This window comes from Nocardia sp. NPDC049737 (assembly GCF_040674755.1).
Lineage (GTDB): Bacteria > Actinomycetota > Actinomycetes > Mycobacteriales > Mycobacteriaceae > Nocardia.
The window spans coordinates 26,503-52,039 of record NZ_JBFANH010000017.1 but is presented as its reverse complement, the minus strand read 5'-3'; the positions used below and the strand labels follow the sequence as shown (position 1 = coordinate 52,039).

Genomic DNA, 25,537 nt, shown 5'->3' with positions numbered 1-25,537 from the left:
ACCCCTGAAGTCGTCCCCAAATGTCGTAAAGGCAGGGTACTCGGTGCGTACGACAAGTCCGAACGCATCGCTGAACCCTTTGAACGCATCGGCGGCTGGGGAGCTTCCGTTACCCGATCACGAGCGGCACGGAATCGGTTGGTTGCCTACTCTCGTTAAATCCACACGGAATCTCCGCCTGGGCCGCGCGGACCGTCGGGCACCCAGAAGTCCGGCGGTCATGCGGCGGAGCGATTGAAGATTTGGACCTTGGCACAGAGGGTGAAGCTGACAAGCGGGTGCTGGCTCGGACACTTACCGAGTGGTGGTGCGTACAGGTGCCCGTCCCTGCTTTCTCTGGGTTGTGCTGCGGGCCTGTCGGCTCCGTTCTTCGTGTTGGGTGCGATCACATGCGGAATCGGTATCGGGTCAATGCAGCTACCTGTGAGCGCAGTGATGGTGGTACTCCGTGGCTGTGCTGACCTGGGGCGCCGGGCGCTCGCTGGCGGTTGCGGCTCTGCTGTTCCTATCAGCGTTCCGCGCTACCCGGCCAGCCGCAGCTACAACGACCCGAAGGCTGTCGCGGCAACGCCGCCCGCCAGCGTGGGCAACGCAACTCTCCGGACCACTGATCCACGAGCCACCGAAAGACCTCCACGGTCGTTCAGAATCGTGTGCTGCCGCGACTCGGCAACTCTCCGGACCGAATCAATTGTAGTGTGCGGCAATCGATACCCGCCTCGTATCACCGGACACCGTCGCCTCCGCAGCGGATCAGACCGGCGTCATAGACGCTGCGTGAGACGCGAATCTCACGCAGCGGCCACATTCGTCGGACAAGCCTGCGGATCGAGGAACCGAGGCCCTGGCGCGCCACCCGGGTCGCGGTTCTTGCACCGGCTTCGATGTCGTTGTCGATTATCCGCATGAGGACCGAATCACGGGGTCCAGTCAGATGTGCATCACCCGTTGGGGATTCACCTCACTTGCGCCACCACCGACCCGGCCACGTCGAAACTCCTCGCCGACTGACTGTAAAGCGAAAAATGCTGCCCCGCTTGGCTTCCCGGCAGTACGCTCGGGGGGCTGAGATGTCGGGGAGGGGCATGCGATGGATCCGCGCCAGGTGGCCGTTCTCATCGGTACGGATGGGGTGTTCGAGGACAAGACCGGAGAGGTGGCCGGCCTGCGGTTCGAGGGCGGGCGGATGCATGTGACCTTCGCAAGCGGGAAGACCTTCAGGTACAGCGCGCAACGCGTTCTCGTTCTCGACAATGCGCAGGCCGTTCCAATCGGCCCGGATACGGGCATATCGGTCGATGGTGAGATCTGGGAGAATATCACCGAGGCGTGGTACTTCACTGGGCCAGGACAGGTGTGGTGGCACCTCTTCTACGGCACATCCGGAAAGTACTCCGTGCGGTCGCAGCAGAGCGTCCAGTTTGTTCGCAATGGCGCACTCGATGTGCGGACCACGAATGTTCTGGGGTACTGGCGCGCCGTGGCCGCCCTACTGCCGGAGGGAAGCCAGTCTTTGCGTGAGGGATTCGCCGGGTTGACATTCGTGCATCCGGAGAGCGTGTTGCACCGCTTTCTCGAGGCAGGGCCGATAGAGCCGCAAGGGTCTACGCAGTCTCCTCCGATCTATCCCTTCCACACGAACCTGAGTCAACGTGAGGCCATCGACAACGCTCTGCGCCACCGAGTTTCGGTGATCGATGGGCCGCCGGGGACCGGGAAGACGCAGACAATTCTGAATTTGATCGCCAATATCCTTGTCGACAAGTCGAGGACGATCGCGGTGGTGTCGTCCAACAATGCGGCGGTGGAGAACGTCCGCGACAAGCTCGCTGAGGCAGGACTCGGATATGTCGCGGCCGATCTCGGGCGCGCGGAGAAGCGGGCGGAATTTCTCGCCAATCAGGCACCGCGGAATCAGGTCGTCGATGAGCTGCGGGCATCCGCGCAGTGGGAACCGCCCTCCGCGAAAAGGCTGATCGAGCTAGATCGTCGCCTGCGCGGTCTGCAGGACATCGAACGAGAACTGGCACAACTGCGTTCACAGCTCGGCGGCTTCGACTTGGAGAGCCGTCATTTCGAGGGCTACTTCGAGCGGCACGAGCTGCCACCGCTGGACAAGCTCCCGGTGCTGCGCTGGAGCTCGGCGAAAATTCTCGTCTACATCGGCGAGACCGATCCCGAACTGGTTCGAGCCGGAGGGATCACGCTGCTCTGGGACCGGATGCGGAGGTACTTCAGGTACCGGTCCATGCGGCATCTCGATGCCGGGGACGTGGAGATCGTGCTGCGTCTGCAAAGGGCCTTCTACGACAAGAAGGTCGCAGAGCTCGGACGAGAGATCGACAGGGTCCGAAACTCCTTGGCGGGGGCGCGATTCGAACAGCTGGCGGATGAACAGCGGCAACTTTCCGAGGACTGGCTCGCGGCGAGTCTGCGGCAGCGCTACGCGCAGCGGGCGCCTCGCACCTACGACAAGGGCTACCGACGCCAATGGGCTCGGTTCAGCCACGACTATCCGGTCATCCTGAGCACCTGCCACTCGCTCGAGCGCAGCATCGGCAAGGGACGGCTGCTCGACTATCTCATTATCGACGAAGCATCCCAGGTAGATTTGCTCGCAGCGGGAATCGCGATGGCCTGCTGTCGAAATCTGATCGTTGTCGGCGATCTGCGGCAATTACAGTTCATCGACAATATGCCGAAACAGCTGTGTCCGCCCGCACCCGCATCCGCGTATGACTGCCAGCGGCACAGTATTCTGTCGTCGCTGATCGAACTGTACGGCGATACGTTTCTGCCGCGCGTTATGCTGCGGGAGCACTACCGTTGCGACCCGAGCATCATTGGCTTCTGCAACAAGAAGTTCTACCGAGACGAACTCATTCCCTTCACCAGCAACCCGCCCGGATACGAGGCGATGGTGGTGGCGAGGACCGTGGAGGGCAACCATATGCGGTGGCACGACGGGGGCGGTCGCACCAATCGGCGGGAAATCGATGTGATTCGGCGAGAGGTGTTGCCACAGTACTGTGCCGAGTTCCCGCCCCAGCAGATCGGCATCACCACACCCTATCGGAAGCAGGCCGACCGGGCGGCCGACGAACTCATCGCCAGCATCGAGGCCGATACCGTGCACAGTTTCCAGGGGCGTGAGAAGGACGCCATTGTCATGACCACCGTCCTGGATGAGCGCAAGGCCAGCCAAAGGGGAAAGGGCGGACTGAAATTTGCCGACAATCCGCAGTTGGTCAATGTCGCGGTGTCGCGCGCCAAGAAGCGCTTCGTGCTGGTGACCAACCGCGACATGCTGCCGGGGAGCCGACACTTGCGGGATCTGATCGGCTACATCCGATACCACCATCCAGATAAGGAGGCTTTCGACAGTTCGGTGGTTTCGGTGTTCGATCTGCTGTACGGGGAATACTCGGCGCGTCTGCGCCCACTGGCGAAACGAGTCCGCAACCGAACCGGGGAGGTTCCGTCCGAAGCGATCATGCAGACCGTACTCGAGGATCTGGTGCGCGAAGACGAGTACCGCGAACTGAGCGTGACTTCGCAAGTCCTGCTGATGAACCTACTGCCCGACACCCGCTTGCTCAGCGAAGAGCAGCGCGGGTTCGTACGCAGGCGCGCATCGATCGACTTCGTCGTCTACAACCGGGTGACCAATCTGCCGCTGTGTGCGATCGAAGTGGATGGGTTCGCGTATCACGAGAACGATCCCGTGCAACTGTCGCGAGATGCGTTGAAGGACAGTATCTGCGATGCATACCGGATACCGCTCTTACGGTTTCCAACCACCGGTAGTGAAGAGGTCGAGCGGCTTCGGCGGGAATTCGACCAGCTCAGGGGATGACGGTCGGTCCGAATAGGAAACCCGGAGGTGAGGTAGCCCAGTCTTTCAAATACCGACTCGCTGGTATTTATCCATCGCATGACCTCACCAAACCGCAAGGTGCGCAATGTGATTGACCCTTGTTCGGAAGGTTCGCTTCCATTATAATTGCCGAGTTTCGTGTGATGCGCCACGCTGGCGTATCCCGTCAGTCGTTATGCATTGGGGGAGCGTCTATGCCGTATACGGCAGAGATCAGCCGCACAAATCCGACTTGCTTCGTCTTCCTCGTCGACCAGTCGACGTCAATGGCCGACCAGATCGGTGGTGAAGTGCCGCAGAAGAAGGCGGATGTCGTTGCGGATGCGATCAACCGGTTGCTGACCGAGCTATCCGTCAAGTGCGCGAAGGAAGAAGGGGTCAGGGACTACTTTCACGTTGCGGTGATCGGCTACGGCGCGACCGTCGGATCGGCTTTCTCCGGAGCACTCGCCAGTAGGGACCTGGTACCACTCAGCGAGGTCGCCGACAACCCGGCACGCGTAGACGAACGAACCAAGAAAGTCCCGGACGGGGCCGGTGGCTTGGTCGAGACAACGGTCGCGTTTCCGCTGTGGATGGACCCCGTCGCCAACGGTGGTACGCCGATGAACCGTGCGCTCCGATACGCGGAGACTCTTGTAAGGGGGTGGATCGAGCGCTACCCGGGAGGATTCCCGCCTATCGTCATCAATCTGACTGATGGCGAGTCAACCGACGGCACTCCCACCGAAGCCGCTGCCGCCATTACCTCTCAGGCCACCGCGGACGGAGCCGTGCTGCTGTTCAATCTGCACGTTTCGGCCACCGGCGGCTCTCCGTTCACATTTCCCAGCTCCGATGCCGGTCTGCCCGATACCTACGCTCAAACACTTTTTGCAATGTCGAGTGTGCTGCCCAGTCACATGCGCTCCTACGCGGCGGCTCAAGGCCAGCAAGTCAGCGAGTCCACTCGCGGATTCGTCTACAACGCGGACATCACGTCGGTTGTCCAATTCCTGGACATCGGAACGCGTGCGACCGAACTGAGGTGACATCTCCCGGTCTCTACGTCACTCATCTGGTCGCAGCGAAGCGCGGCAGCTCAGCGAGCGAGTGCGAGGACGTGGTATCTGTGCTGCCGGAAGCCCCGTTCGATGAGTTGATCGAGGGTCCGGTCGCGGCCAGCGTGTGCGATGGCGCGACCGAGAGTGTGCTCGCGAAGGATTGGGCATTCGTGCTGGCCTCTGCCTCAGCAGCCAGAGCACTATCCGAACCGCATTTCTTCAAAGCAGGGCCGACTTTCGAAGAGTTCGCCACTGATGTCGTAAACCGATGGGATCCCTGGCTGGACGAATACGCTTGCCGCCGCGCGGCGGCAGGCCGCCCGCTCAAGTGGTATGAGCAGGCGAAACTTGCAGGAAGCACCTTCGCGACCATGCTCAGTGTCCGAGTCGCACCGAGCAGTCCACCCGACGCCTGCTCCGAGGCAGTGCAGCCGATTTTCGAGTGGCGTTGGCAGGCCGCAGCATTGGGAGACTCCTGCCTGTTCCATATCCGCGACGATCTGCCGATCCGGTCGTTTCCTATCGAGAACGCCGATGAATTCGGCACGAACCCTGACCTTTTCGGCAGTCGCAACCGCGACACGGCCCTGTTGATGGCCCGTACCCGGTTCGCCGAAGGCGTTTGTCTGCCTGGCGACAGACTGTTGCTGATGTCCGACGCCTTGGCTGCATGGTTCCTGGCCGCGGACAACTCGATCACAGCACTCCACGAACTTCTAGAGTTCGGCGGCCCGCACGACGCTAGCGGATTCACCGATTGGCTGGAGAAGCTCCGCGATCGACAGGAGCTACGTAACGACGACGTCGCCTTGATTCGAATCGATGTCGAGGGGAGATAGCGCGGATGGCCACCGTCCCAGACGCGATGCGCGAATTCCCCACCGCTGGAAATTACCAAGAGGCCCTCCAGCATCCTCGACTATGCTTCACACACGCCGAGCTCAGGGAATCCGTCCCGGAACTGACCAAACTCCGTCAGCCACGGGCAATTTCAGGAGCATTCGCCAGCGTCTTCCCCTTGACCCACGAGGTTACCGGTCACCGATACGCCGTCAAATGCTTCACACGTCATGTACCTGATCAGCAGGCCCGATACCGTGCCATCAGCGAGAAGCTCACCGCGTTGTCCTCATCGAAGCTATCCCAGCCGTGGAAGATCGGCTTCGAGTATCTACCGGACGCAGTGCTCGTCGGAACGAGCCGATACCCGGTCCTGAAAATGGAGTGGGCACAAGGCGTCACCTTATCGGCATGGCTCGACGCGCACCACCGCGATAGCCACGGTATCGACCGCCTCGCCGAACGGTTCTCGGAGCTGATCTCAGATCTCGCGTTACACGGCATCGCCCACGGCGACCTGCAGCATGGCAACCTTCTCGTCGCCGATGACGGAACCCTGCGCCTGCTGGACTACGACGGCATGTTCGTGCCAGCGTTAGCCGATCTGGGCGGAACCGAGAGAGGACACCGGAACTATCAGTCCCCGAGTCGTGGTGACCACGACTTCGATGCCGAAATGGACCGATTCTCTGCGTGGGTCATCTACTTTGCATTGAAAGCCATCGCTGTCGACCCCGTCTTATGGGGGCAGCTACACGAACCACAAGGCGAGTATCTGCTGCTCACCGACGAGGATTTCAAACACCCGTCGATCTCACCGAGATTTCCGGCATTGCTGTCGCACTCGGACGGGCAGATACGGAAACTGGCAGAGCAGGTTTGTTGGCTGGCTTCACAACCTCTGGCGGACCTCCCTGCACTGGCGACGACATCAGTCGCTGCGGCGGTTGCCCCCGTGGTCGCTCACACGGGTGCGACCGGCAACGGCGGTCTCCCCAGCTGGATGAACGGGCACCTAGTGCCTCCAACGCCACCGCCATCGGGCGGTGCAACGACCCCCCTCGACATGATGCCACGATTTGCAGGGCGCCGAGGCATCGATATCCTTGCTGCGATTCTGCTCATGGTCACGCTGGTGATCCCCGTTGTCTGTGTGGCCTTGAGCATTCCGGTCACGATCACGCTCGCCCTGATGGCCGGTGCCGCGGTCGCAGTGTGGGCGGGCCAGCGATCCCGCGCGGAAACCATCACTCTTCGGCAGCAGCTGCGCGACCTCGGCATTCGACGGCGTGAGGCCGCCGACGCCGTCAACGCCGGAGCGGCACTGCGTAGGAAACGTGAGAAATTCGATTTGTCCGAACAGCAGCGATTGGCGCAACTGCCGGGCCTGCGAGATCAGTTGAAGCACCAGTACGACAAGGATCTCGCCGAGGTCGAGAGAAACAGGATCGCGGTATCGGCCGATCTCGACCGGAGAATCAGTGCTCTGGCGCAGAAGTTGCAGGATGCTCTCAGCGCCGCTCTCGCCAAGGAGCGGAACGATTTTATCCAGCGCGAGTTGGGTCGGTTCACCGTGGCCAGTGCGTCGATTTCTGGAATCGGAAAGGCGCTCACACGGGAACTGGCGAACCACGGGATACGTACAGCCGCTGACTTCACCGGAACCCGCCTGAGTCAGGGTAGCGGCTATGGCTACAACTCTGTGACGGTGATGATCGTCCGCGCGAATGGACAGGCAGTGCACGTCAGAGGCATCGGGGAGGCCAAGGCGAGCGCGCTGATGGCGTGGAGAGACGACCTAGCCTCGAAAGCGCGGCTGCGATGCACTATTCACTCACCCACTCTAGGCCCGGCGATAACCGATCGGTTCGCCAGTGATCGCAAACAACTCAGGAGTGAACGCCAAAGCCTCGACATCGACGCCCAGTCTCGGAGAGACCTGGCCAAGCAACGGCTCGAGGTCGGACTGAGACGCCTGTCCGACGACGCTGCAAAAGCGGCCGAAGCGGCCGCAAAACAGCGCGAGGATTTCGCCAGACGTCTCGTACAGGTCCAGACCGCCCAGACTGAACTCGCCTTGATAAAGACGAGCATCGCTGACACCCGTAGGCACCAGAGGATGCTTTCCCATACCCGCTATTGCCGCTTCGCGCTGATTGGCCGATAGGCAACGTTGATTACCCGTCCCGGGCAAACCCAGGAACACCATGTTGCGATGGTCCCGTGATCCGAAAAACGTCGTTACACCATGGGGTTTGAGCTCTTTCGTACGTACTTTGATCAAGTCGCTACGTGCTGGATTTGCGACAGTATCTCTGGTTCCGAACCGTTGGTCGATACCATGGAATAAGAGAAACGTCGGATGTGCGGTAGCCAGGTCTGTAGGGAGGACAGATCCGGAATGTCTATGAACGCCGAAACTGCGGTCATGCCACGATACAGCCGGACCCATTGCTGCAGTTGATGTTCCGGGAGCGGGCCAACAGTCGCGTTGGTCCAGCCGCTGTTCGCACAGCGCGGTTCGAGGTCCGCGACGAACTGGTTCCAGGTCGTCCGCACCGGTCGATACCTGAGACCACCTTCCACCCCGCTCTCAGGATCGGGTGGTGTGTCGAGCACGCTGCTCAACAGCTTTGCGTGCGCTGTCAGCAGTCCCAGCAGTATGACGACGGCTTGGAACTCTCCCGGTCTGCCGTCGATGCCGAGGAATCGGGATGCGTCGGACAGATCGCGTGTGGCGCGCACCATGCGATACAGATTGATCAGACGTTTGGCTTCGCGTGGTGTGTCGATGAGAGGCTCCAACACAGCCAGTAGTGTGATCTCGGGTTCGGTGAGCGGCTTGCGTTCTTGGCGAACGATTTCCGGACGGCGTTGGCTGTCAACCTCCGATCCGGGATCGATGCCGATATCGAGAATGCTCTCGGACCTCACGGATGGTGCGCGGCCGATGTCTCCGGCCGACCGCGGCACGCGTGCTTGGCGAGTGGCCGAGTTCATGTTCGGGGTGGCTCCTGCGACCATCGATCGGACCAGCCGGCCCAGGCTCCCCGTCGGCATCGGGGGCAGTGTGAGTGGGATGTTAAGGATCTTTTCCAGATAGTCCTCCGGCGTATGCCAGTCCGTGAATGGATTGGTCTGGCCGTCGTGCAACAGGCCCGTGTACTGACTGCGCAAGGAGCGCAGCAGCCACCGCGGGTCGACGCCGACAACGACGATGAAGAGCTCGAAAGCCAGCAAAAGATGGACAGCCTGGAGAACCTCGACGACCTGCTCAGGTCGGCAACGGTCGAGATCATCGATATACAAGATGATTCGGTCGATCGGCGGCCCAGATACTCCCCATTTCTCCGGGGACTGACGCGCCTCGGCCAATAACGTGACGAGCTGCTGGAAGTCCTTTCTGATCGTGGAGATGAGGCCAAGATTTCTCGTGTACGAGTCGCCGTGCGCGCGATCGGCCAAAAAGGCATACAGTCGCCGGCCGGGTTCGAGCCCGGCCAGTTGCACCTTCAGCTCGCCGAGACGGGCGACGACATCATCGAGTTGTCCCTGCGCAACACGCTGTTTGGACTCGGCGGCGCGGAGTTCGGCCAACTCGACCGAGAGCTTTTCCCGCACCGCGTCCTGGCCGGCAAGCATCGTGCCCGCTTCGAGATCTTCGACGATATCGCGCAGATGTCGAAACCCATCCCGTGCGCGGCTCAGCAAAGTGACACCGGACGCGCCGGTACACAACGACATAACGCCCACGATTCCGATCAGCCATCCGCGCGCGGCCGGGAGCGCCATCGCGGCGATGGCACCACTCAGGAGGAGGAAGACCGCAACGATCAGACGGCGTCGGCCGTTGCGGTCGGTCGCTGCCCGACCGAGGGCGTCGGCTTCGGACATGGTGCCGTTGAGTTGCGCCTGAAACACCTTAACCTGGGTAATGTCGTCCTCGATACCGAGTTGGCGCCACACATCATCGATCCGTTTGCGCACTTTCGGCGATTTGCGCAGCGCCACCAGCAGATTCGATACCTTGCCTTGTTGCTCCGCGATCGCGGAGTCCAGCTCGGCCTGTAGTTCGGCGGCGCTGGTCCGTGCATGTTCCACTGTGGCTTCGAGCTGCCGCCGTTGCTCGAGATTGTCGGTGAGTGCCGCACGCACCTTCTCAGCGAGTTTCGGTGTGTCCGAGTCGGATTCGGGGACGGCCAGCTGCCGGAATATCTCGTCGGCAAGACTCGCCCAAAGATTGCTGTCTGCGTAGTGCCATGCGTTGAAACCGATCTGCGCGATGTGATCGCAATACCGATTGCCATCGGCTCCAGCCACTATGGCGACTTGATGACGTAGCATTGCCATGAAATGGCTTTTGCCGGAGCCCCATTCACCGAAAATTCCTACAGAGATCGGCAATTGCGTGTCCCGATCGGCCAGAACTGTAGCGAGCATCGAGACATAGAGCGCGGTGCCCATACAGTCGTCGGTCAGCGGGAGCCCCTTGTTGGGGTCAACCATATCGGTAGTAGTGCCGCCGGTCAGCTCGATCGATGGAGTGAAAGCGGCAGACAATCGCCGAAACGTGCGCTCGATCGGCGCTGCGGTCTCCTCGGTCTGGCACACGAACACGAGTGCTTCGAGTTTGCGGCCAGACATGTCCTGCACCCCACCGATCACGGTGGGCACAAGGATTTCTGCAACCTGATCCCTAGGCAGGCTATGGGCGCCGGTAGCCAGCAAGGGCAGCCCCAGGATCTTCGCGCCGCTGTCGATAGCGGTGGCAATCCCGCTGAGCACTGCCATTTTCAACGAGTCATCGTTGATGTCCCCCAATCCACCGGGTTCGTCGAGCACGGTGACGAGCACGGCCCGCTCCAACCGGCTGGAGTTGCCTAGGGCGCGCAACGGCAGAACCTGAGGCTCGCCCGCGCTGATCTTGTCGAAGGGGATCGATTCCCATGCGGCATTCGGGAACTCACTTTGTAGCGCCTGGCCGAGCTGGCCAAGGCTGCCGCCTACGGAAACCACGATCGTGTCGACATCCGTTTCCCACGGGCTGCTTGTCAGGGCGATCGAATATCGCGTTCCGGCGATTTCGCCGAGGTTGACATCGGAGGGAATCTCGGATGCGGCCATGCGTCCCCCGTGCTCAGTACATCTCGATGTGTGCTTCGATCAGATCGAAAGACATTGTAGTGCAACGAATATCGAAGATGCTTGAATGCCGGACGTCTTGAGGCCGCCGTGGAGACGGTGGTAGTTGTAGTAGTCCTCCCGCCCAAATCCTGGGCATGCAGACTCTCACAAACCCCGGACCAAACCAGCGCGGTCACGTTACCTCCAGTCGCTGATCACGACCCTGGCATGGGTCAAGCAACCAGAAGCTGTCGATGTTGAGGCATTCGTCGCGAACGGCGTTCAACGATTTGATGTAGCCATTGCTCGTGTTCATGGCTGTGTCTCAACGGATTTGAGGCACAAGCACCGATTGATCGCAGCCGATATCACGAGCTGGCTGAGGAAAGGTCTTCGCTGACGGCCATCTTGACCATTCATCCACGGCGAGGCGGATTTACCCTGTCGCGGCTACGGATTGGCTCATGGCTTCACCTGATAGCAGCATCTGGAAACACCTCACTACCAGCGCTGAACAACCTAATCCTTGCTGCTGCCGAGTTCCGTGTACTTGACTGCTTGGCCATAAGCCTGCTGGATCGGATAGCGTTCGGCGTTCTTCCGCAACTTCGCTTCAACTGCGGCAACGAGATCGATCTGCAGGACATCAGCAAGTCGCAGCAGATAGATGAAAACGTCGGCGACCTCCTCCTCGACGGGAGTGCGCCGCGCTGGGTCGTCCATGAGCGCCTGGCTCTGCTCAGCGGTCAGCCATTGGAAGAGCTCGGACAGCTCACCGACCTCCCCGGTCAGCGCCATGACGAGGTTCTTGGGTGTGTGGAAACGTTCCCACGATCGCTCCGCCGCGAAGTCCGCAACCATGCGCTGGAGCCTGTCGATTGCCATGGGTTGGTTCTAGCAGGTGATGCCCGGCGATCTACGCCACGGGCGCGAACCTGCGGTCGACGATCAACAGGAATCCATCGTGGCGACGGGAGTCGGACTAAATCACCTCGATCTGGAAGGGTTCGCCTAGCAATCGTGCAGGACGCGCTAGCATTCCGATGATCAACAGTGGTCCGCTGAGCGACCACGTCTCGGATATTGCGGCACTACAACAGGTTTCGAATGGTGGGGGTTCTGTGACGCTTCGGTCGTTCAACTCGACTGCTCCAGAAGTCGTGGCCTTGGCACGCCGAGGTGAGCTGGTGACGGCTATCGCCGAAGGAGCAGGTAAGAAAGGTAATCCGAAGGAGCGGCGATCGTGGGAGAACAGTCTTCCCGTACTTGCCAAGCTCTTGATCAAAGCCAAACTGCGCGGCGTCGCCATGCTGATCGAGTGCTCGCTTCCGGGCTCGAGCCAACGCGCCGACGTGATTCTCGCCGGCGTCCATCCGAAGACTGGCGCCGACAACTACGTTGTGGTGGAGCTGAAGCAATGGAGCCATGCCGAGCTGGGTTGGGGCAGCGACCTGATCGTGTGGTCACTACACACGCAGGGCGATCACCTTCACCCCGTCGAGCAGGTGCGGGGCTACTGCAGGTATCTCCAAAGAGACGTCACCATATTCCATGACCGCCCCGAGGCACTGCACGGTGTGGCCTTCTTGCACAACGCCGAAAAGGAGTCTGTCGAGCCACTGTTCCACCTCAGTCCCGATCAATTCGGACGCTTGTTTACCGACGACCAGCGCGACGAGTTCATCAAATATCTACACACTCAGCTCGCACCCACCTCCGGCAGCTCCGCGGCGGATCGATTGCTCGCTAGCGCGGTCCGCCGAAGAACGACACTCCTGAATTCCACAACGGCAGATCTCCGCACGGCCGGAGAGTCGCTGGTGGACAATCAAAAACTCGCCTTCGAGGCGGTGATGAGCCGGATCAGTCTCTCACACAGAAGCAAGCACAGGACCGTCGTGCTCGTGACCGGCGGCCCTGGCAGTGGTAAGAGCATCATCGCGCTGTCGCTACTTCAACGTCTCCGTAAGGAGAAACGTCAGGTGCGATACGCGACAGGGTCGGAGGCCATAACCAGAACCATGCGAAGAATCTACGGTAAGCAAGAAGCCGACCTGGAAAAGCAGATCACCTACTACAAGAGCCTGACCACCATGCAGACGGAGTGGTTGGATGTGGTCATCTGCGACGAAGCTCACCGCCTCCGGCGGACTTCGACCGACCGATTCACTCGGAGCACGCTTCGGACGAAGCGCCCGCAGGTCGATGAACTGATAGAGGCCGCAACGGTTCCGGTTTTCCTGCTCGACGAGAACCAAGTGGTCCGGCCGAACGAAGTCGGAACGATCGACCACATCAGAGACCATGCCGCTCGTGCAGGGCTGCCGGTCTTCCAGATCAACCTCGACGGTCAATTCCGCTGCGGTGGCAGCGCAGCCTACGACGAGTGGGTACTGAACCTGCTCGGCCTGAGAGCGTTTGGACCGATGCCATGGAAAGACGACGACCATTTCGTAGTCCGCATAGCAAGTTCACCGCAGCAGATGGAGGACTTCCTCCGCTCGAAAATCACTCCAACGGTCACCGCGAGGATCACCGCAGGCTACTGCTGGGAGTGGACTCCCGACCCGGACATCGACGGGACCCTCGTACCCGACATCAAGATCGGTGACTGGTCCAAACCGTGGAACAAATACAAGAAAACGATCGGCGGTCCAGATGACCCCCCTCCGAGTTGGCTGTGGGCGCATGACCCAAGGGGCTTCGAACAGGTCGGTTGCATCTACACCGCACAGGGATTCGAGTTCGACTGGGCAGGTGTCATTCTTGGACCGGAGATCGTCGTACAGGACGGGCACCTGGTAGTGCGGCGGGACGCCAACAAAGACAAACAGCTCAAAAGCAAGAAACTCTTCGATGAAGATTTCGACATCCTCATTCGCAACACGTACAAGGTTTTGCTGACCCGAGGGATGCAAGGGGTGGTCCTCTACGCGGTCGACCCAGAAACCCAGGAGTTCATCTCTGGTCTGGCCGATTCCCTCGTATAACCGGCCACCGCCCGAGCCTGACCGCATCCAATGCTGGAGTAACCAGGCACTACCTCGAAACGAGCTCAGTGTCCGACCGGTCACCCCACCGGCGCCAGCAAACCACTCACCCACTGACGGGCGCCGATATCCAGCCGACCAGCGATCTTCAAGGGGGTCAGTGGCGCGTCAGACTTGTGCCGACCCGCCTGTCTGTGCGGCAGACTGTCTGCTCGATATCGGGATTCAGCACTCGGATCACCGAGATCCTGCTCGGCGCCCATCAGGGCTTTCGCAGAGCGCCACCAGCCGCTTGGTACTCTCCGAGCATGGGCACAGTCGCCATTGAGGCCCTCAGAACTGCACTGGAACATTCGTGGTCAGTGGATACAAGTGCAGCCTCGAGCTGGACGGAAGCCAACCGCGCAAAGGGACAGTGCGCTGTCACTGCGTGTGTCGTCCAGGACTACCTCGGTGGCGAGATCCTCAATACGACTGCCACCCTGCCCACCGCTGAAACAGTCTCGCACTATTTCAATCTCGTCGATGGCGGCATCGTCGACCTCACCCGGCAGCAGTTCCCGGATACGACACAGTTTTCTAAGCCAGAACCAAAAAGGAAAGGCTTCGCATCGACCCGCGAGTTCTGCCTGTCGTACGAGAGCACGAGACAAAGATATGCACTGCTGACTAGACGAGTTGCCAGATATCTTCGCGAGAGAGATTAGCGGTATCAGCGGGCCGTCCACATACCAAGGAAGTCCCTAGCCTCAGGTACCGATGAATACGGTCGCAGATCATCAGCGATCTCGTGAAGTGTTCTTTGAAGGCGGGTCGACCCAACCTTGGCGATGTCCTCAAAGTTGTCGGTCAACACGACACATCCCTCGGCAACGTCCCCGGCCCGAATGAAGTTCTGCGCCAAACGGATCTGCCAGGCAGTACGTTCACGGGGATAGACCGCCGTGCCGTATATGGCCGCCTGCAGATAGGCCGTCGCTGACTGATGATTGCCGAGGCGCATGAAGGCCAGCCCAGTCAAACCACTGAGCTGCGCTTCAGGCAAATGCGCCAGATAGGCGGGATCCTGCCCTCTGGTCGAGTCGTACGCGCGGTGCGCCCGGCTCACTGCTGCCTCCATAGCGGCACGATCGCCAATCGCGCTGTGCGCTTCGGCCTCGCGGATGGCTGCAAGGGCCCGCAGCTTCGGGCCACCCTGCCTCCTAGCCGCAAGCTGCGCGGCTTCAGCCAACTGGACCCCTTCTCTGGGCCGCGAACCCTCGCGATATGACAACAGGCAGGCATTGATCCAAGCGTGAGCAGCAGCGGTACCCTCACCCGCAGCCGTAGCGGCCTGAACGGCATCGGCGTAATAGCGTCTCGCGTCGCCCCAGCGGCCGGCGTCGTAGTGGACCCATCCTGCAGCAGTCATCATCTCGGCACCGGTGCCGGTCAGGGCCTTACCGACCTCGTCGCTGTAGCTACCCAGATCCAGTAGCTGTTCGACATACCGCACTTCGTTGGCGGCGACCTCGCACAACCGATCACCACCAGCTATCAGCTGAAGCTCGTGGATCTGATTGACGCTCTTGGTGATTCGCTCGACGTCCGTTTGGCCAAGCCTGACTCCCGCGGAAACCGGCGGAGGGATCTGTCGTCTATCTGCCGCCATAGCAGTACCAACTCCGACCGCCCCCGATTTGAAAAATTGGCGTCGGTTCACCTCCGCCTCCTCATCCGACTCCACCGCGAGTATGGCGAGCGGCACTTGTAGAGCTTTCGCCACACGGCGGAGAACGCGCACATCATAAACGGCCGGGCCATCATGCTCCAGCTGCGAGACAGCGGGCTGCGTGAAGTGCAGGAGTGCGCCGAGTTCCGCCTGTGTCATACCGATGGATTTGCGTATCCGTCGGATCGTCTCACCGGTCGTCATGTGCATCGTCGGGCTCCCCGCTACATCATGTTGCGTTCATGGTTATGGCGGATCGGCATTGACTATCAAGCGTTTTCACGCCCATACGGACTTTATACCGATTTCCGTATGTTTTAAAACGACTCCCCATTTGAGCGGGAAATAGCCGCTTTTGCGGCCCTACGGTCAGCCCTGGTACCCGGCACCGGGCCGACGCCGAACCCCTCGTCCGGCGCACCGACCCGCCAGAGTGGCAGGCCGGTGGCGAAACGCCCCCGGTGCCGGGCACCCCCGATCGAGCCCGCCCGACCAGGAGATGCCGAAAACGATGGCCACTGCCAATTCCCTTGCCATGTACCAACTCATCGCGCTGTGCGACGCTGCGGCGCATGCCGCACCGATGGTGCCGTTCACCCCCGCCCAAGCCCACGAAGTCGTTCAGATCCATCTCGCCTGCCGGGCCAAGAACTGCCCGCGGAAAGCATCCGCGCTCGACACACTGGTCGAAGCCGGCCAGATGGTGCTGTCCACGAGTAAGCCGCGGTGATCGGCCGTGACCAGCACGCATGAGAACGACGCACGGCAGGATCGTCCCCCGAACGCCACAGACGACACTCCAAGTGAGACAACCTCAACATGGGCGCCGGTGACGGCGTTGCCGTCGAGTGAGGTATTGCTGGCGTCCTTAGCCGGGCTACGGCCGCTGCAGGGCGGTGACATCGTCGATGCGGCGATCGATCTGGTGGCCTGCCAGCGACAATATCGACACGCACTACTGTCTCTCGCAGACGAACAGACCGGCCATCGCAAACTTAAACAGGCTGCCTCGCAGCTGGTTTCGGCGCGCGAGGCTATCGACACCCTGATCGCCGTCATCGACGATGCGGTCGACCACCGCCAAAAGCAACCGGTAATCGCACCACCCTCGGCCCCACCACCAGTCCCGATCACCGGCGTGCCGGAGGGCACTCCAGTCATGGTCGTGCAGACCGAAAGCATCGGGGCGCTGGTTGCACGGATGGCCGACCTCTGGGGGTTGGTACTCGCCGCCGTTGCGACCGACGAGGAGCCGCCCGAGGCAACCCGGTTGGCACAGCTGTGCCAGGGCTACGACTGCCTGGTGGCCGCGATCGAATCCGGCCAGCAACTCGTGCTCGGGCGGTGATCGGTGATGGCACCGCTTCGGCCCGTCCGAGCACCACGTCCACCGCGTCGCATCCGCCACATTCACATCGAATCCGGTGCGCTGAAACTGGATTTCGCTGCCTCGGCCGAGCAAGCCGCCGACGTCGCCGCCGAACTGGCCCAAGGCTTTCCAGAGTTCACCGTCACGGTCGATAACGACGTGGCTGCCGACCTACCACCGCTGCCATGTGCGGCGCTGTGGGACTGACGTTCCTCAACTCATTCTGCGCAACCGCCGCGCGGACTATCGACACTCGAAATCTGAAGGGCCACTTCCTCATGCCACTGGACCGCCAGCCGCCGGGCCACGTCGCGTTGGGCACCTCCCCGAGCACACCAGCCTCCTTCTCGTTGCCACCCGTCGAGACCCAAGCCGATCAGCCGCTGCCCGATGCCGGACCCTTCCTGCGGGTCTTCGCCGGGGCAGAAGAACCGACGACGGTGATGCTGCGCTGCGCCCACCAGTACATCGGCATCCTGCGCGTGATCTACGACCATCGCCGGGATGTTCCCGATGTCGTCCACGAACAATTGTCGATTCTGACCTTCCTGATCGACCACGAAGCCGAAGGAGACACGAAGGAGATCGCGGTCCAGCCCAGCGCTCCGCTCGCTTCCTTGTCGTACGCCGAAATGGTGACTTGGCTGGCCTGGAAATACCTTCTCTACACCCTGCGCCGAAACGATCCCGAGCACCGCGAACGTGATGCGTACATGCTGTCCTGCCACATCGAGGCATTCGACCAGCTGGTCAGCGATGTCAGGGCTGGAGGAGTTCAGCTGCCCGACACAGCAGCCGATGCTCTGCCACCCCAGACGGTGCGACTGGATGGCACCGAAGATGTGCACGGGCAACCCCCTACCACGGCTAGCGGCAGTGACACCGCCGCCAGCCACACAGAGCAGTGACGATGCCAGATCCGCCACAGCGCAAGGAGTTCGTCGCGGCGGACGGCACGTTGGCCGAGCGCTGGTGTCATGTCCATCTCATGGAGCTGACCGTCGCCCGGGCAGTGCAGCTGCAGCGTATCCACGCAACGCACCGGCCCGACGACTGCTTCGTACACCTCCAGGTCGCGGCGTTCCTGGTGGAAGCAAGCGACGCCTGAGGTTCGCCCCGGAATTAATTCCAAGCCAACAACATTCGGACATCGACTGCGTCAAGACATGTCCTGAACGGAGCACCGTATGACTTCCTGCGACAGATTGTGGATCAAATATGCACAGCGTCAACGACTTACCGGTTTCCGTCACGGTTATCGCCCACGTCTGCGGACCTGCCGGGCGAGGCGGTCATGAGGACGCCGCTGCCTTCCAAAGACATGATCTTGCAAGCCTGCGCTGGGACAATGGCCATCCAGCACCCGCTCCTGCAAGGCGCCTACGAACTGGCCAGCTTGCACGAAGCCCGTCTGGACCAGAGCGCCGATATCGGCGCGATCGACCGCGAACGCGATCGACTGGTGTCCCGCATCGACAGCTGGGTGAGCACCGATCACCCGCCAGCCTTTGATGCCGCGTACCAACACACCGAGACGGTCGGCATGGTGATCGACCGGCTCGCTCAGTTCTCGGTCGATGCCCGCATCGCCTCCCAGCAGGGCACTTCGACACTGCAATTTCGCTACACCCAGCATCGCCTCACCGAGCTCGCCGTGGGCTACAGCGATCTGTGCTTCGAGATCGCGGCTGGAACGCGTCGAATGCCGGACTTCTCATTCCCGGTGCCGGAAGTCGATTCGGCCGAGGCGAATCGCAGGCGCGGGCGGTAATGGCACTCCTACGGATCAGACAGGGATGCCGTCGAAAGTTGCTGGATCGCATCCGATCCCGCCTTGTGTACTCTTCCTCCGAAACCGAGCAGATGGGGGGGCAGCGGTGATCACGGCGAATATCGACTCAGGGCTCAAGCCAAGATCAAGGCGTTCAGTGACGCGGGATTTGCAGACCTCATCGAGCTCGATCCGAAGCCTGTCCAGGAACCAGTCGGCTGTATTGCCCGATGACCCTTGGGCCGAGAAATATCGGCGACAAGTTGGCCACCCATGCGGTCTCGGCGAGGCTGGCTGACTCCGACCGAGGTCGGCGCACCGACGTCGTCGCGTTCGCCACCGCGGCCGAGAACTGGTTCCTGCAGCAGGACAACACAACTCAACAACCGCACTGCAGTGCGTTCGAACATCGGGGGACAGAATGAATTCCGACACCACGTCGACAACGAACGGCTCGCCCAAGTGGCTGGCCCGGCTAACGGCCGCCGCCGGTGCCATGGGTTTCGGTCTTATCGCGAGCGGCACGATCCTCGGCCTCTACAGCCGGTTTTTCGCGGCGAAGGTGGAGCTGGATGACCGGATGGTCGACGGTGAGGACTTTTTCGGATCATTCCGGCTGCCGATCGATGGCGTGCCCGACCGATTCGCCACCGCCGCAGTGATTCTCGGTGCACTTATGCTATTCGTGTCGGCTGGCGTTGTAGTCCGAGGTCTGCGAGCGCGGGAAGGCTCCGGCCGTGCAATCGTGTTAGCGCTGGCCGCGCTCCTCGCCGCGACGATGGCGGTGGTCCTGCCAGTCAAAAGCCACCTGCCCGGCATATACGGGCGCATCCGATTCGAGTACCCATTCTTCGACCAGCTGCCTACCGCAGTAGCCGCCAGCGGGCTCGTACTCGCCGGGACTGTGCTCGTGCTCGGCCTTACGCTACGTCCGGCGAATGTGCAGCGGCTGAGGCGACGAACCTCGGTGGGGTTGGCGTCGCTGGGGCTGGTGGTCGGTGCGGCGGTGACCGGGGCAGCGGTCCGCGCGGGTGACGACAATGCCAACATCGACCACAACACCATTGCCGCAGTAGAAGTCCCGGCGCTTCCGCAACGGTTGGGCAGCGAACGCTATCGGGTGCCGATTCCAATGGCTGCCGTCGACCGATATCCCGACAACGGCTACGACCGTCGCGCCCCGGATACGGTGGTGGCGGGCACCGGTTTCGTGGTCGCCTCGACCGAAGGCCTCACTGCCTACGACGGGGCCACCGGTGTGCCACGGTGGCACTACCTGCGCACCAATGCGCAACGCGGCGAGCAACTCGGCGTCGAATACATCCACGGATCGCTGCGGTCGGTCGACGGCGGCACCGTGGTACTCGCGCGCTGGGATAACAAGGGCTGGATCGCGTTCGACGCGGTCACCGGGCAGGTGTTATGGAGCGACTCCGCCTTCGCTCGAAATGCGCCGGATCCGAACACCCATGTCGTGTCGACATCGGAAATGAATCCATGGAGCCTGCCACGAGCACTCGACTTCCGGCCTGCCCCACAGTTTTTGACACTTGCCAACCGAACACACGTGGTGCGATACGACGGCCGCACAGGAACACCGATGTGGTCTGCCGAAGGATGCAGCGACCCCAACCAGAACATCCTGATCACCGATACCGCGATCTATCGGATCGCACGGTGTAAGAGCGACAACGAGACCCGCCTCACCGCGACCGCCCTGGACCCGAAGACCGGTGCGGTGACCAGCACCCGTGAGCTCGCCCGGGCACCGGCCAAGACCGACATCACGGTGCTCACACACACGCTCGCCAACACCATCGTCGTCGACTGGTCATCCTTCCCGCACGGGTCTGGAACGATCATCGTCGACCGACCCGATCGCCTCGCGAACGTCCCGATCCTGCCAGGCAATACCCCGGAGCCGATCGCAGCCGACCCGAACGGCCCCGAGGTGCTGACCGAGTACCCGACACAGCCCTACGATTCGGGCGCGCTGCAGGTGATGGCACTCAACGAAAACACAGTCAGATACCAGCTTCCCGGTCTTTCCAGCCGATACCCAGCCACCAGGGCGAACGACCTATTCCTCGCATCCGAACTCGTCGAGGCGACACTCTACGAGGGAGCCGACGGTCAATACCGCGCCGAGATCCACTCGTGGAACCGAACCGACGGCACCCCCGCCATGGTCTACTCGCTCGACCGCGACAACAACCGGTGCGAAGGCAGTGCGCCACTGGCGGTACCCGGCGCCGTCGTGGTGGTTTGCTACGCAAGCACGCGGGTCGAGGTTATCGGCTTCGCAACATCATGAACGCAGTGTCGACTGTCCTCAGACGAGGTCGAGTGCAGCGCGGCGGTGTAGCTCGCGGGCAACTGTTGCGGGGGAAGCGGGCGTGATGGTGGTGTCGTTGTCGTTGACGTCGATGAGATAACGACCGGCGACCGGGTGATCGTTGTGGATGTCGATCCAGCTCAGATACACCGGAGGGTGCGGCCGTTGATTCTGAGCGTGACGTTGGATCCGGAAGTGTCCCTCAGCGTTTCGGGGCAACTGCAGTAAGCCGCGGATGCGTTCCTCGACGGCGCGCTCACCGTTGGGGGCTGGCTTCCATGAGGTCGGCGGCTGTTCACCGCGCACCCGTGGTGTGTAGCCGATCATCGCTCCGGCCGCACCGGCCGGGGATGGTGGCATGGTCGCGGCGATATGCTTGGCGAGGTTGTGCCGTTGGGTGACAGCCAGCTTGATGTCACCACCGAAATCAGCTGTTGGACCGGACTTTTGGAACAAAACAACTCCGAGGTCAGCCGTAGCCGCCCCGAGCGAGCGAACACGCCTGTGGGAGTTGAGGGATCGGCCTTTGCACACAATCCGCAGTTCAGGCTGCGCTAACACCCGAAGTGGTCCGGCCAGATCGGGATCACGGCCGCGTGGGTAACGGGCACTGATCTGCTGTACCAGCTGCGTGTATTCGTCTGCGGTCGTGGGTGATTCGAGGATCCGGATCGGGTCCGGATATTCATCGAGTCCGGTTTCTGCCCAAACCCACGCGAATTCGTCCGGAGTGAAGGTCCACACCGTCTGGGTCTTCACTACTCGGTGCCCGACCTTGGCTTCTCGGCCTGCCCAGGTGGCTCTGTCGGTGCTCCGGCATCTAGGACGGTGGGCGGGGCCGGTGAATCGTCTGTGCTCCATCCGTATTCGGCGAACAAGCTATCGAGCGAGGGTCCGGTCCCGGAGAACCCAGCCGACCCGGTGGGCTTTGTTTCGATACCAGCGTCCGGGGTCGCGGAGGAGTCCGATACGGGCACAGTATTCGCGGTCGGCGCGGCAGCGGCGTCGACTGTGTTTCGTGGCTCGACGGGCGCGGCCTCAACGAAGGTCGGCGCTGCCGGTTGAGGGGTGCGGACAGGTGTTGGCGGAATCGGCTCGACGATGGCGTACGGATCAGCGTCGGGATAACCGGCGTCGCCGATTACTTCGACGGGTGTGTCCAGACCTTCTGTCCAGTCCGAGGCGACTCCCCGCAAATAGTCGGGAGCATGGTGCTCGCCATCGCCTTCGCCGTCCTTGCGTCTAGCACCCGCGCCCGGTGCCATCGGCCCAGAGGTGCCTATTCCAGCGCGAGTTGCTGCCGCTGCCCCTGTGGCAGAGCCAACCGACCCAGGCGTGCTGGCCCCCGGTGCTCCTGGAACCGAGGACCCAGGCCCACCCGTCCGCGGGGTCGTGCCCGCCCCACCGGGACTGCTTGCCCCTCGCCCCAGTCCGGTCAGCACAGAAGCTCCGGATGCGCCGGGCCCGCTGCTGACACTGGCGGGGGCGGTTGTGGTGCTGGGAGTACTGCCGGTCAGGTCCGGGGTGCGAATCCCGGTAGGACTCGTGTCGGTTGCTGCCGTGCTCGATGGCTGAGTCGTGGTCGGTCCGGCGGTGGCATCACGGCGAGATGGATCGCCGGACTTGCTCAGGTCGGTGCCGCTGAGCCCAGGGTCAACGCCGCCGGGGTTCGCGGCGATACCGCCGGGGTCTGTATTCGTGCCGAGCTGCGGCACGGTCGCATAGGTGGGCACCCCGGTTCCTGCCGGAGGGAATGTCTCTTTGTACACACTGTTCAGCGCCCTGATAGCGGCTTGCCGGGCCTCTTCACGCGCGTTATCGACCTGATCGGAGTACTCAGGGTTGATCAGGGCGGGCAGCACCGACTGCGCAGGATTATCCGGATCGAGCCCATCGACTACTGACGACGGCGGAGCCGGGACGGCGATGCGCACAGCTTCCGCAGCCCACCCGAGGGAATCCAGGCGCTGGCTCATCGTCTCGAACACCCGGCCGACTTGGTTGGCAACGGCCGAATACTGTTGCGAGGCATTCTGAGCCGCTGATCCGCTAGCGCCTTGCCAGAGCCCGTTGCCGAAGACCCGATTCAGCCCCATCAGGTTGAACGTCGACAGATTGGCGAGCTCGGAGAAGCACTCGAACCATGTTCTGCGCATCGTCTGGAGGCCCGTCGCGTCCAAGCCACCCATACCGGCGGCATCACCGTGGACCGCGGCGTACATGGCTTCCAGAGTCATGCCCTCGAAGTGCTCTTCGGTGTTGACGTAATCCGGGTCAGCGCCTGCGCCCAGGTTGCTGAGTTCCGCGTCATCGCGTCGCGCTCGTGATTGCGAATCGGCTGACCTCTGCGTAGCAACCTGGACGTCGCGCTGGTCCAACAGATCCCGAAGACCGGGAATCGATGCCGTGGATGGCTTGTCCTGATCACCCATCGCGGTCATTCCCCCTAGGCATCACCGATCGGTCCGTTCGGAGCCTAACACGACCACTACCAGCAGATCTTCCCAGCTGACGCTCAATGCCGATCTCTCCCATGGCATTCGGTAGATGCGCTCGCCGACCACAGCCGTCAGAGTGAACGTCAGGCGCCCGAACCCGATGTCGGCTCGTGTAACCTTCTTCGGAAGCTGGCAGATTGGGGGCAGCGGTGAGCACGACGAACATCGACTACGGGCAAGCTCAGATCAAAGCATTCAATGACGCGGCGGCCGCAGGCGAAATCGCATTCGATCCCCAGGCAGTCCACGAAGCAGTCCAACTGTACGACCAGATGATCATCGGACTGCAAAAGATCAGTGACAAGCTCCGCACGGTGAAGGATGCCAAGGGTTTCGGTGGCTTCCCCTCCGGGCACCAACTGCAAGATGGCTTCTCGAACAAAGCAGCCGACGGGATCAAGGTGATCAACCAGTTGATCGATGGAGCGATGCGGCTGCAGGAAGCATACCTACGCGCCGGTCGGCTGATCTCCGAGGCCGATCAGGTCAACGCGAACAGGGTCAAGATCGCGGGAGATCTGTCAGGGATGGGTGACGACACGCTGTGAAACACACCAGTATCGCTGTGGCGGTGGCCATGAGCGCCCTCGTGGCTGCCAGTTGTTCGAGTCGCAACAACGCGAGCGAACCGACGGGCGCGACCACATCGATCGCAGCAAGACCAAGCATCGCTGTAGTCGTCAAACCTGCCCCGGATCAACCTCATAACTCCCGCAGTCCGGTGAAGTTCGATCCGTGTTTCGAAATCGGTGACGACACCATCACTAAAGTGGGGTTCGTCCCTAAAACCCGTGAACGTGCCGATCAGGTTCATGACGGCTACGCGTTCATTAGTTGCACCTTCGAACGTCAGGAGGATGTGCACGGGAAGACGGGCAGAGTGGGTTCCCTGACGATTTCTTCGACCAACGTGACCCTCGACGAGTTCCGCAGACGCGAAGGCAACGCAGCGACTGAAATAAAGGTAAACGACCGCGAGGCGATTACTTACCGCGAGCCCGCAGCAGAAGCATGCTACGTCGTCATGACCGGCCCGGACGCGACGATTGACATGTCAGTGAGCAGCACCCTAGCGCTCACACACTGGAACGCGTGCGATCACGCCCAGGAGATCGCAACGATCGTCGAGTCAGCCCTGCCCGCCAAATAGTTCACACCGGCTTATCACGAGGACGGCCCGATCCATTCCGGATACTGTTTCGCCAGCGACTCCGTCGGCATCGTGGCACCGGGCGCTACTTCGTAAAACCTCCTGGCCCCTATCCGAATCAAATAGGGAAACTTTTCGCTCCACCAGGTGAAGCAACTGTCCGGAGTTTCGTCTCCGCCCAGGAATTTTATTTTCTTGATCCTCCAGGTTCCAAACACATTCCACGCAGGAACCCTGCCTCCGCCAGCGGTGTCGTTTTCCACGGATTCATCGCGCCGACCATGCGCCCCGGCGTCGGTCCCACTGTTTTCAAGAGCAACTCCCTGACAAAACGTGTGCGCACTGCTTTCCTCCCCCGGGATAGCCCCCGGCCGGGTGTAGAACCGGCACACAACAGCAGAAACTCTATGACTGTCAGCGACGTAGCTCGTAATGTGAAGATATTCCGTCCTCCGCTGCTGAGGCAACGTCCCGTGGTCAGAGTAGAAGGTCGATTCGATATCGTAATTGCCGGGATCATGAGGCGATTCAAAGGCGGCAGCATATCCCGGGAATGCTACGTCGATTCCACCGAACAGCGTGAGATCGCCTGACTCGACGGTCGCGCGCACCAACTCGGCACCTCTGCTGAACAGGTCGACTCCCGGGTCTGCGGACCACACGTCGGAGTTGATCAACTCCAGGTTCGTGCGTGTGGGCGTTGCGGGCATCTGCTTGGCGTCGTCAGTGGTTGAGCAGCTCGCCGATAACACCAGCACCGCAACCACCGCGACGCCGAATCTGCGACGGTCACCCATCTTTACGAACCACGTCGGAGTATCCATTGCGG

General features: G+C 61.5%; 21 protein-coding genes. 15 read left to right on the top strand and 6 right to left on the bottom strand.

Annotated features, from left to right (window positions below; translation table 11 throughout):
* Positions 1-1,090: 1,090 nt before the first annotated feature.
* The 4 genes from AB0J47_RS22870 to AB0J47_RS22855 all read left to right on the top strand — a co-directional run bounded on the left by AB0J47_RS22870 (position 1,091) and on the right by AB0J47_RS22855 (position 7,927).
* The gene (locus AB0J47_RS22870; protein WP_364349241.1) at positions 1,091-3,856 is read left to right on the top strand and encodes an AAA domain-containing protein; all 2,766 of its coding nucleotides are present in this window, start codon (positions 1,091-1,093) and stop codon (positions 3,854-3,856) included.
* 164 nt (positions 3,857-4,020) lie between these two features.
* On the top strand, positions 4,021-4,908 hold the full coding sequence (locus tag AB0J47_RS22865) for a vWA domain-containing protein (protein ID WP_364349238.1): 888 nt from the start codon (positions 4,021-4,023) through the stop codon (positions 4,906-4,908).
* Complete coding sequence (locus AB0J47_RS22860) at positions 4,905-5,759, top strand: hypothetical protein (protein ID WP_364349235.1); 855 nt, start codon at positions 4,905-4,907, stop codon at positions 5,757-5,759. Before AB0J47_RS22865 ends, AB0J47_RS22860 begins: the two co-directional genes overlap by 4 nt.
* 179 nt (positions 5,760-5,938) lie before the next feature.
* The gene (locus AB0J47_RS22855; protein ID WP_364349232.1) at positions 5,939-7,927 is read left to right on the top strand and encodes an AarF/UbiB family protein; all 1,989 of its coding nucleotides are present in this window, start codon (positions 5,939-5,941) and stop codon (positions 7,925-7,927) included.
* A 113-nt stretch (positions 7,928-8,040) separates the two neighbouring features.
* Here the strand turns inward: AB0J47_RS22855 and AB0J47_RS22850 are convergent, their stop codons facing one another.
* Positions 8,041-10,884 (bottom strand): P-loop NTPase fold protein, encoded by a 2,844-nt coding sequence (locus AB0J47_RS22850; protein ID WP_364349229.1) that lies wholly within the window; start codon positions 10,882-10,884, stop codon positions 8,041-8,043.
* A gap of 519 nt (positions 10,885-11,403) precedes the next feature.
* Positions 11,404-11,769, bottom strand: a complete 366-nt coding sequence (locus AB0J47_RS22845; RefSeq protein ID WP_364349226.1) for a nucleotide pyrophosphohydrolase — start codon at positions 11,767-11,769, stop codon at positions 11,404-11,406.
* Between the two features lie 158 nt (positions 11,770-11,927).
* On the opposite strand from AB0J47_RS22845, the gene AB0J47_RS22840 reads away from it, so the two are divergent.
* Both AB0J47_RS22840 and AB0J47_RS22835 read left to right on the top strand, forming a co-directional pair.
* A complete protein-coding gene (locus AB0J47_RS22840; protein WP_364349223.1) occupies positions 11,928-13,874 on the top strand; it encodes a DUF2075 domain-containing protein in 1,947 nt (648 codons plus the stop codon).
* A gap of 308 nt (positions 13,875-14,182) precedes the next feature.
* Positions 14,183-14,581 carry a hypothetical protein gene (locus AB0J47_RS22835; protein WP_364349220.1) on the top strand — a complete coding sequence of 133 codons (399 nt, stop codon included), beginning with the start codon at positions 14,183-14,185 and terminating at the stop codon, positions 14,579-14,581.
* Positions 14,582-14,586: 5 nt separating this feature from the next.
* Here the strand turns inward: AB0J47_RS22835 and AB0J47_RS22830 are convergent, their stop codons facing one another.
* Positions 14,587-15,795: a helix-turn-helix transcriptional regulator gene (locus AB0J47_RS22830; protein ID WP_364349217.1), complete on the bottom strand. Its 1,209-nt coding sequence runs from the start codon at positions 15,793-15,795 to the stop codon at positions 14,587-14,589.
* Positions 15,796-16,096: 301 nt separating this feature from the next.
* Here AB0J47_RS22830 and AB0J47_RS22825 point away from each other — a divergent pair, with 301 nt between their 5' ends.
* The 7 genes from AB0J47_RS22825 (at position 16,097) to AB0J47_RS22795 (ending at position 21,039) form a co-directional block, all read left to right on the top strand.
* Positions 16,097-16,315 carry a hypothetical protein gene (locus AB0J47_RS22825; protein ID WP_327094657.1) on the top strand — a complete coding sequence of 73 codons (219 nt, stop codon included), beginning with the start codon at positions 16,097-16,099 and terminating at the stop codon, positions 16,313-16,315.
* Between the two features lie 99 nt (positions 16,316-16,414).
* Positions 16,415-16,933, top strand: a complete 519-nt coding sequence (locus AB0J47_RS22820) for a hypothetical protein (RefSeq protein ID WP_364349212.1) — start codon at positions 16,415-16,417, stop codon at positions 16,931-16,933.
* 6 nt (positions 16,934-16,939) lie between these two features.
* Positions 16,940-17,161 (top strand): hypothetical protein, encoded by a 222-nt coding sequence (locus AB0J47_RS22815; protein WP_364349209.1) that lies wholly within the window; start codon positions 16,940-16,942, stop codon positions 17,159-17,161.
* On the top strand, positions 17,152-17,862 hold the full coding sequence (locus AB0J47_RS22810; RefSeq protein ID WP_364349206.1) for a hypothetical protein: 711 nt from the start codon (positions 17,152-17,154) through the stop codon (positions 17,860-17,862). The genes AB0J47_RS22815 and AB0J47_RS22810 overlap by 10 nt, the downstream gene beginning before the upstream one ends.
* 2 nt (positions 17,863-17,864) lie before the next feature.
* Positions 17,865-18,062 (top strand): hypothetical protein, encoded by a 198-nt coding sequence (locus AB0J47_RS22805; RefSeq protein WP_364349203.1) that lies wholly within the window; start codon positions 17,865-17,867, stop codon positions 18,060-18,062.
* A gap of 240 nt (positions 18,063-18,302) precedes the next feature.
* On the top strand, positions 18,303-18,725 hold the full coding sequence (locus AB0J47_RS22800; protein ID WP_364349200.1) for a DUF4254 domain-containing protein: 423 nt from the start codon (positions 18,303-18,305) through the stop codon (positions 18,723-18,725).
* A 421-nt stretch (positions 18,726-19,146) separates the two neighbouring features.
* Positions 19,147-21,039, top strand: coding sequence for a PQQ-binding-like beta-propeller repeat protein (locus AB0J47_RS22795; protein WP_364349197.1), 1,893 nt, complete (start codon positions 19,147-19,149; stop codon positions 21,037-21,039).
* Between the two features lie 18 nt (positions 21,040-21,057).
* Here the strand turns inward: AB0J47_RS22795 and AB0J47_RS22790 are convergent, their stop codons facing one another.
* Both AB0J47_RS22790 and AB0J47_RS22785 read right to left on the bottom strand, forming a co-directional pair.
* Positions 21,058-21,819: an ESX secretion-associated protein EspG gene (locus AB0J47_RS22790; protein ID WP_364349194.1), complete on the bottom strand. Its 762-nt coding sequence runs from the start codon at positions 21,817-21,819 to the stop codon at positions 21,058-21,060.
* Positions 21,819-23,492, bottom strand: a complete 1,674-nt coding sequence (locus AB0J47_RS22785; protein ID WP_364349191.1) for a hypothetical protein — start codon at positions 23,490-23,492, stop codon at positions 21,819-21,821. Before AB0J47_RS22785 ends, AB0J47_RS22790 begins: the two co-directional genes overlap by 1 nt.
* Before the next feature lie 215 nt (positions 23,493-23,707).
* On the opposite strand from AB0J47_RS22785, the gene AB0J47_RS22780 reads away from it, so the two are divergent.
* Both AB0J47_RS22780 and AB0J47_RS22775 read left to right on the top strand, forming a co-directional pair.
* Positions 23,708-24,106, top strand: coding sequence for a hypothetical protein (locus tag AB0J47_RS22780; protein ID WP_364349188.1), 399 nt, complete (start codon positions 23,708-23,710; stop codon positions 24,104-24,106).
* Positions 24,103-24,708 carry a DUF3558 family protein gene (locus AB0J47_RS22775; protein ID WP_364349185.1) on the top strand — a complete coding sequence of 202 codons (606 nt, stop codon included), beginning with the start codon at positions 24,103-24,105 and terminating at the stop codon, positions 24,706-24,708. The genes AB0J47_RS22780 and AB0J47_RS22775 overlap by 4 nt, the downstream gene beginning before the upstream one ends.
* Positions 24,709-24,722: 14 nt before the next feature.
* On the opposite strand, the gene AB0J47_RS22770 is transcribed toward AB0J47_RS22775, so the two are convergent.
* On the bottom strand, positions 24,723-25,532 hold the full coding sequence (locus AB0J47_RS22770) for a hypothetical protein (protein WP_364349182.1): 810 nt from the start codon (positions 25,530-25,532) through the stop codon (positions 24,723-24,725).
* Positions 25,533-25,537: the final 5 nt, after the last annotated feature.

Bases quoted from the DNA above. Each gene is read 5' to 3' on its own strand.
- AB0J47_RS22870 (WP_364349241.1), top strand. From the start codon at position 1,091: ATGGATCCGCGCCAGGTGGCCGTTCTCATCGGTACGGATGGGGTGTTC.
- AB0J47_RS22825 (WP_327094657.1), top strand. From the start codon at position 16,097: ATGGCCACTGCCAATTCCCTTGCCATGTACCAACTCATCGCGCTGTGC.
- AB0J47_RS22865 (WP_364349238.1), top strand. From the start codon at position 4,021: ATGCGCCACGCTGGCGTATCCCGTCAGTCGTTATGCATTGGGGGAGCG.
- AB0J47_RS22830 (WP_364349217.1), bottom strand. From the start codon at position 15,795: ATGCACATGACGACCGGTGAGACGATCCGACGGATACGCAAATCCATC.
- AB0J47_RS22835 (WP_364349220.1), top strand. From the start codon at position 14,183: ATGGGCACAGTCGCCATTGAGGCCCTCAGAACTGCACTGGAACATTCG.
- AB0J47_RS22850 (WP_364349229.1), bottom strand. From the start codon at position 10,884: ATGGCCGCATCCGAGATTCCCTCCGATGTCAACCTCGGCGAAATCGCC.
- AB0J47_RS22815 (WP_364349209.1), top strand. From the start codon at position 16,940: ATGGCACCGCTTCGGCCCGTCCGAGCACCACGTCCACCGCGTCGCATC.
- AB0J47_RS22805 (WP_364349203.1), top strand. From the start codon at position 17,865: ATGCCAGATCCGCCACAGCGCAAGGAGTTCGTCGCGGCGGACGGCACG.
- AB0J47_RS22770 (WP_364349182.1), bottom strand. From the start codon at position 25,532: ATGGATACTCCGACGTGGTTCGTAAAGATGGGTGACCGTCGCAGATTC.
- AB0J47_RS22840 (WP_364349223.1), top strand. From the start codon at position 11,928: ATGATCAACAGTGGTCCGCTGAGCGACCACGTCTCGGATATTGCGGCA.
- AB0J47_RS22845 (WP_364349226.1), bottom strand. From the start codon at position 11,769: ATGGCAATCGACAGGCTCCAGCGCATGGTTGCGGACTTCGCGGCGGAG.
- AB0J47_RS22800 (WP_364349200.1), top strand. From the start codon at position 18,303: ATGGCCATCCAGCACCCGCTCCTGCAAGGCGCCTACGAACTGGCCAGC.
- AB0J47_RS22795 (WP_364349197.1), top strand. From the start codon at position 19,147: ATGAATTCCGACACCACGTCGACAACGAACGGCTCGCCCAAGTGGCTG.
- AB0J47_RS22785 (WP_364349191.1), bottom strand. From the start codon at position 23,492: ATGGGTGATCAGGACAAGCCATCCACGGCATCGATTCCCGGTCTTCGG.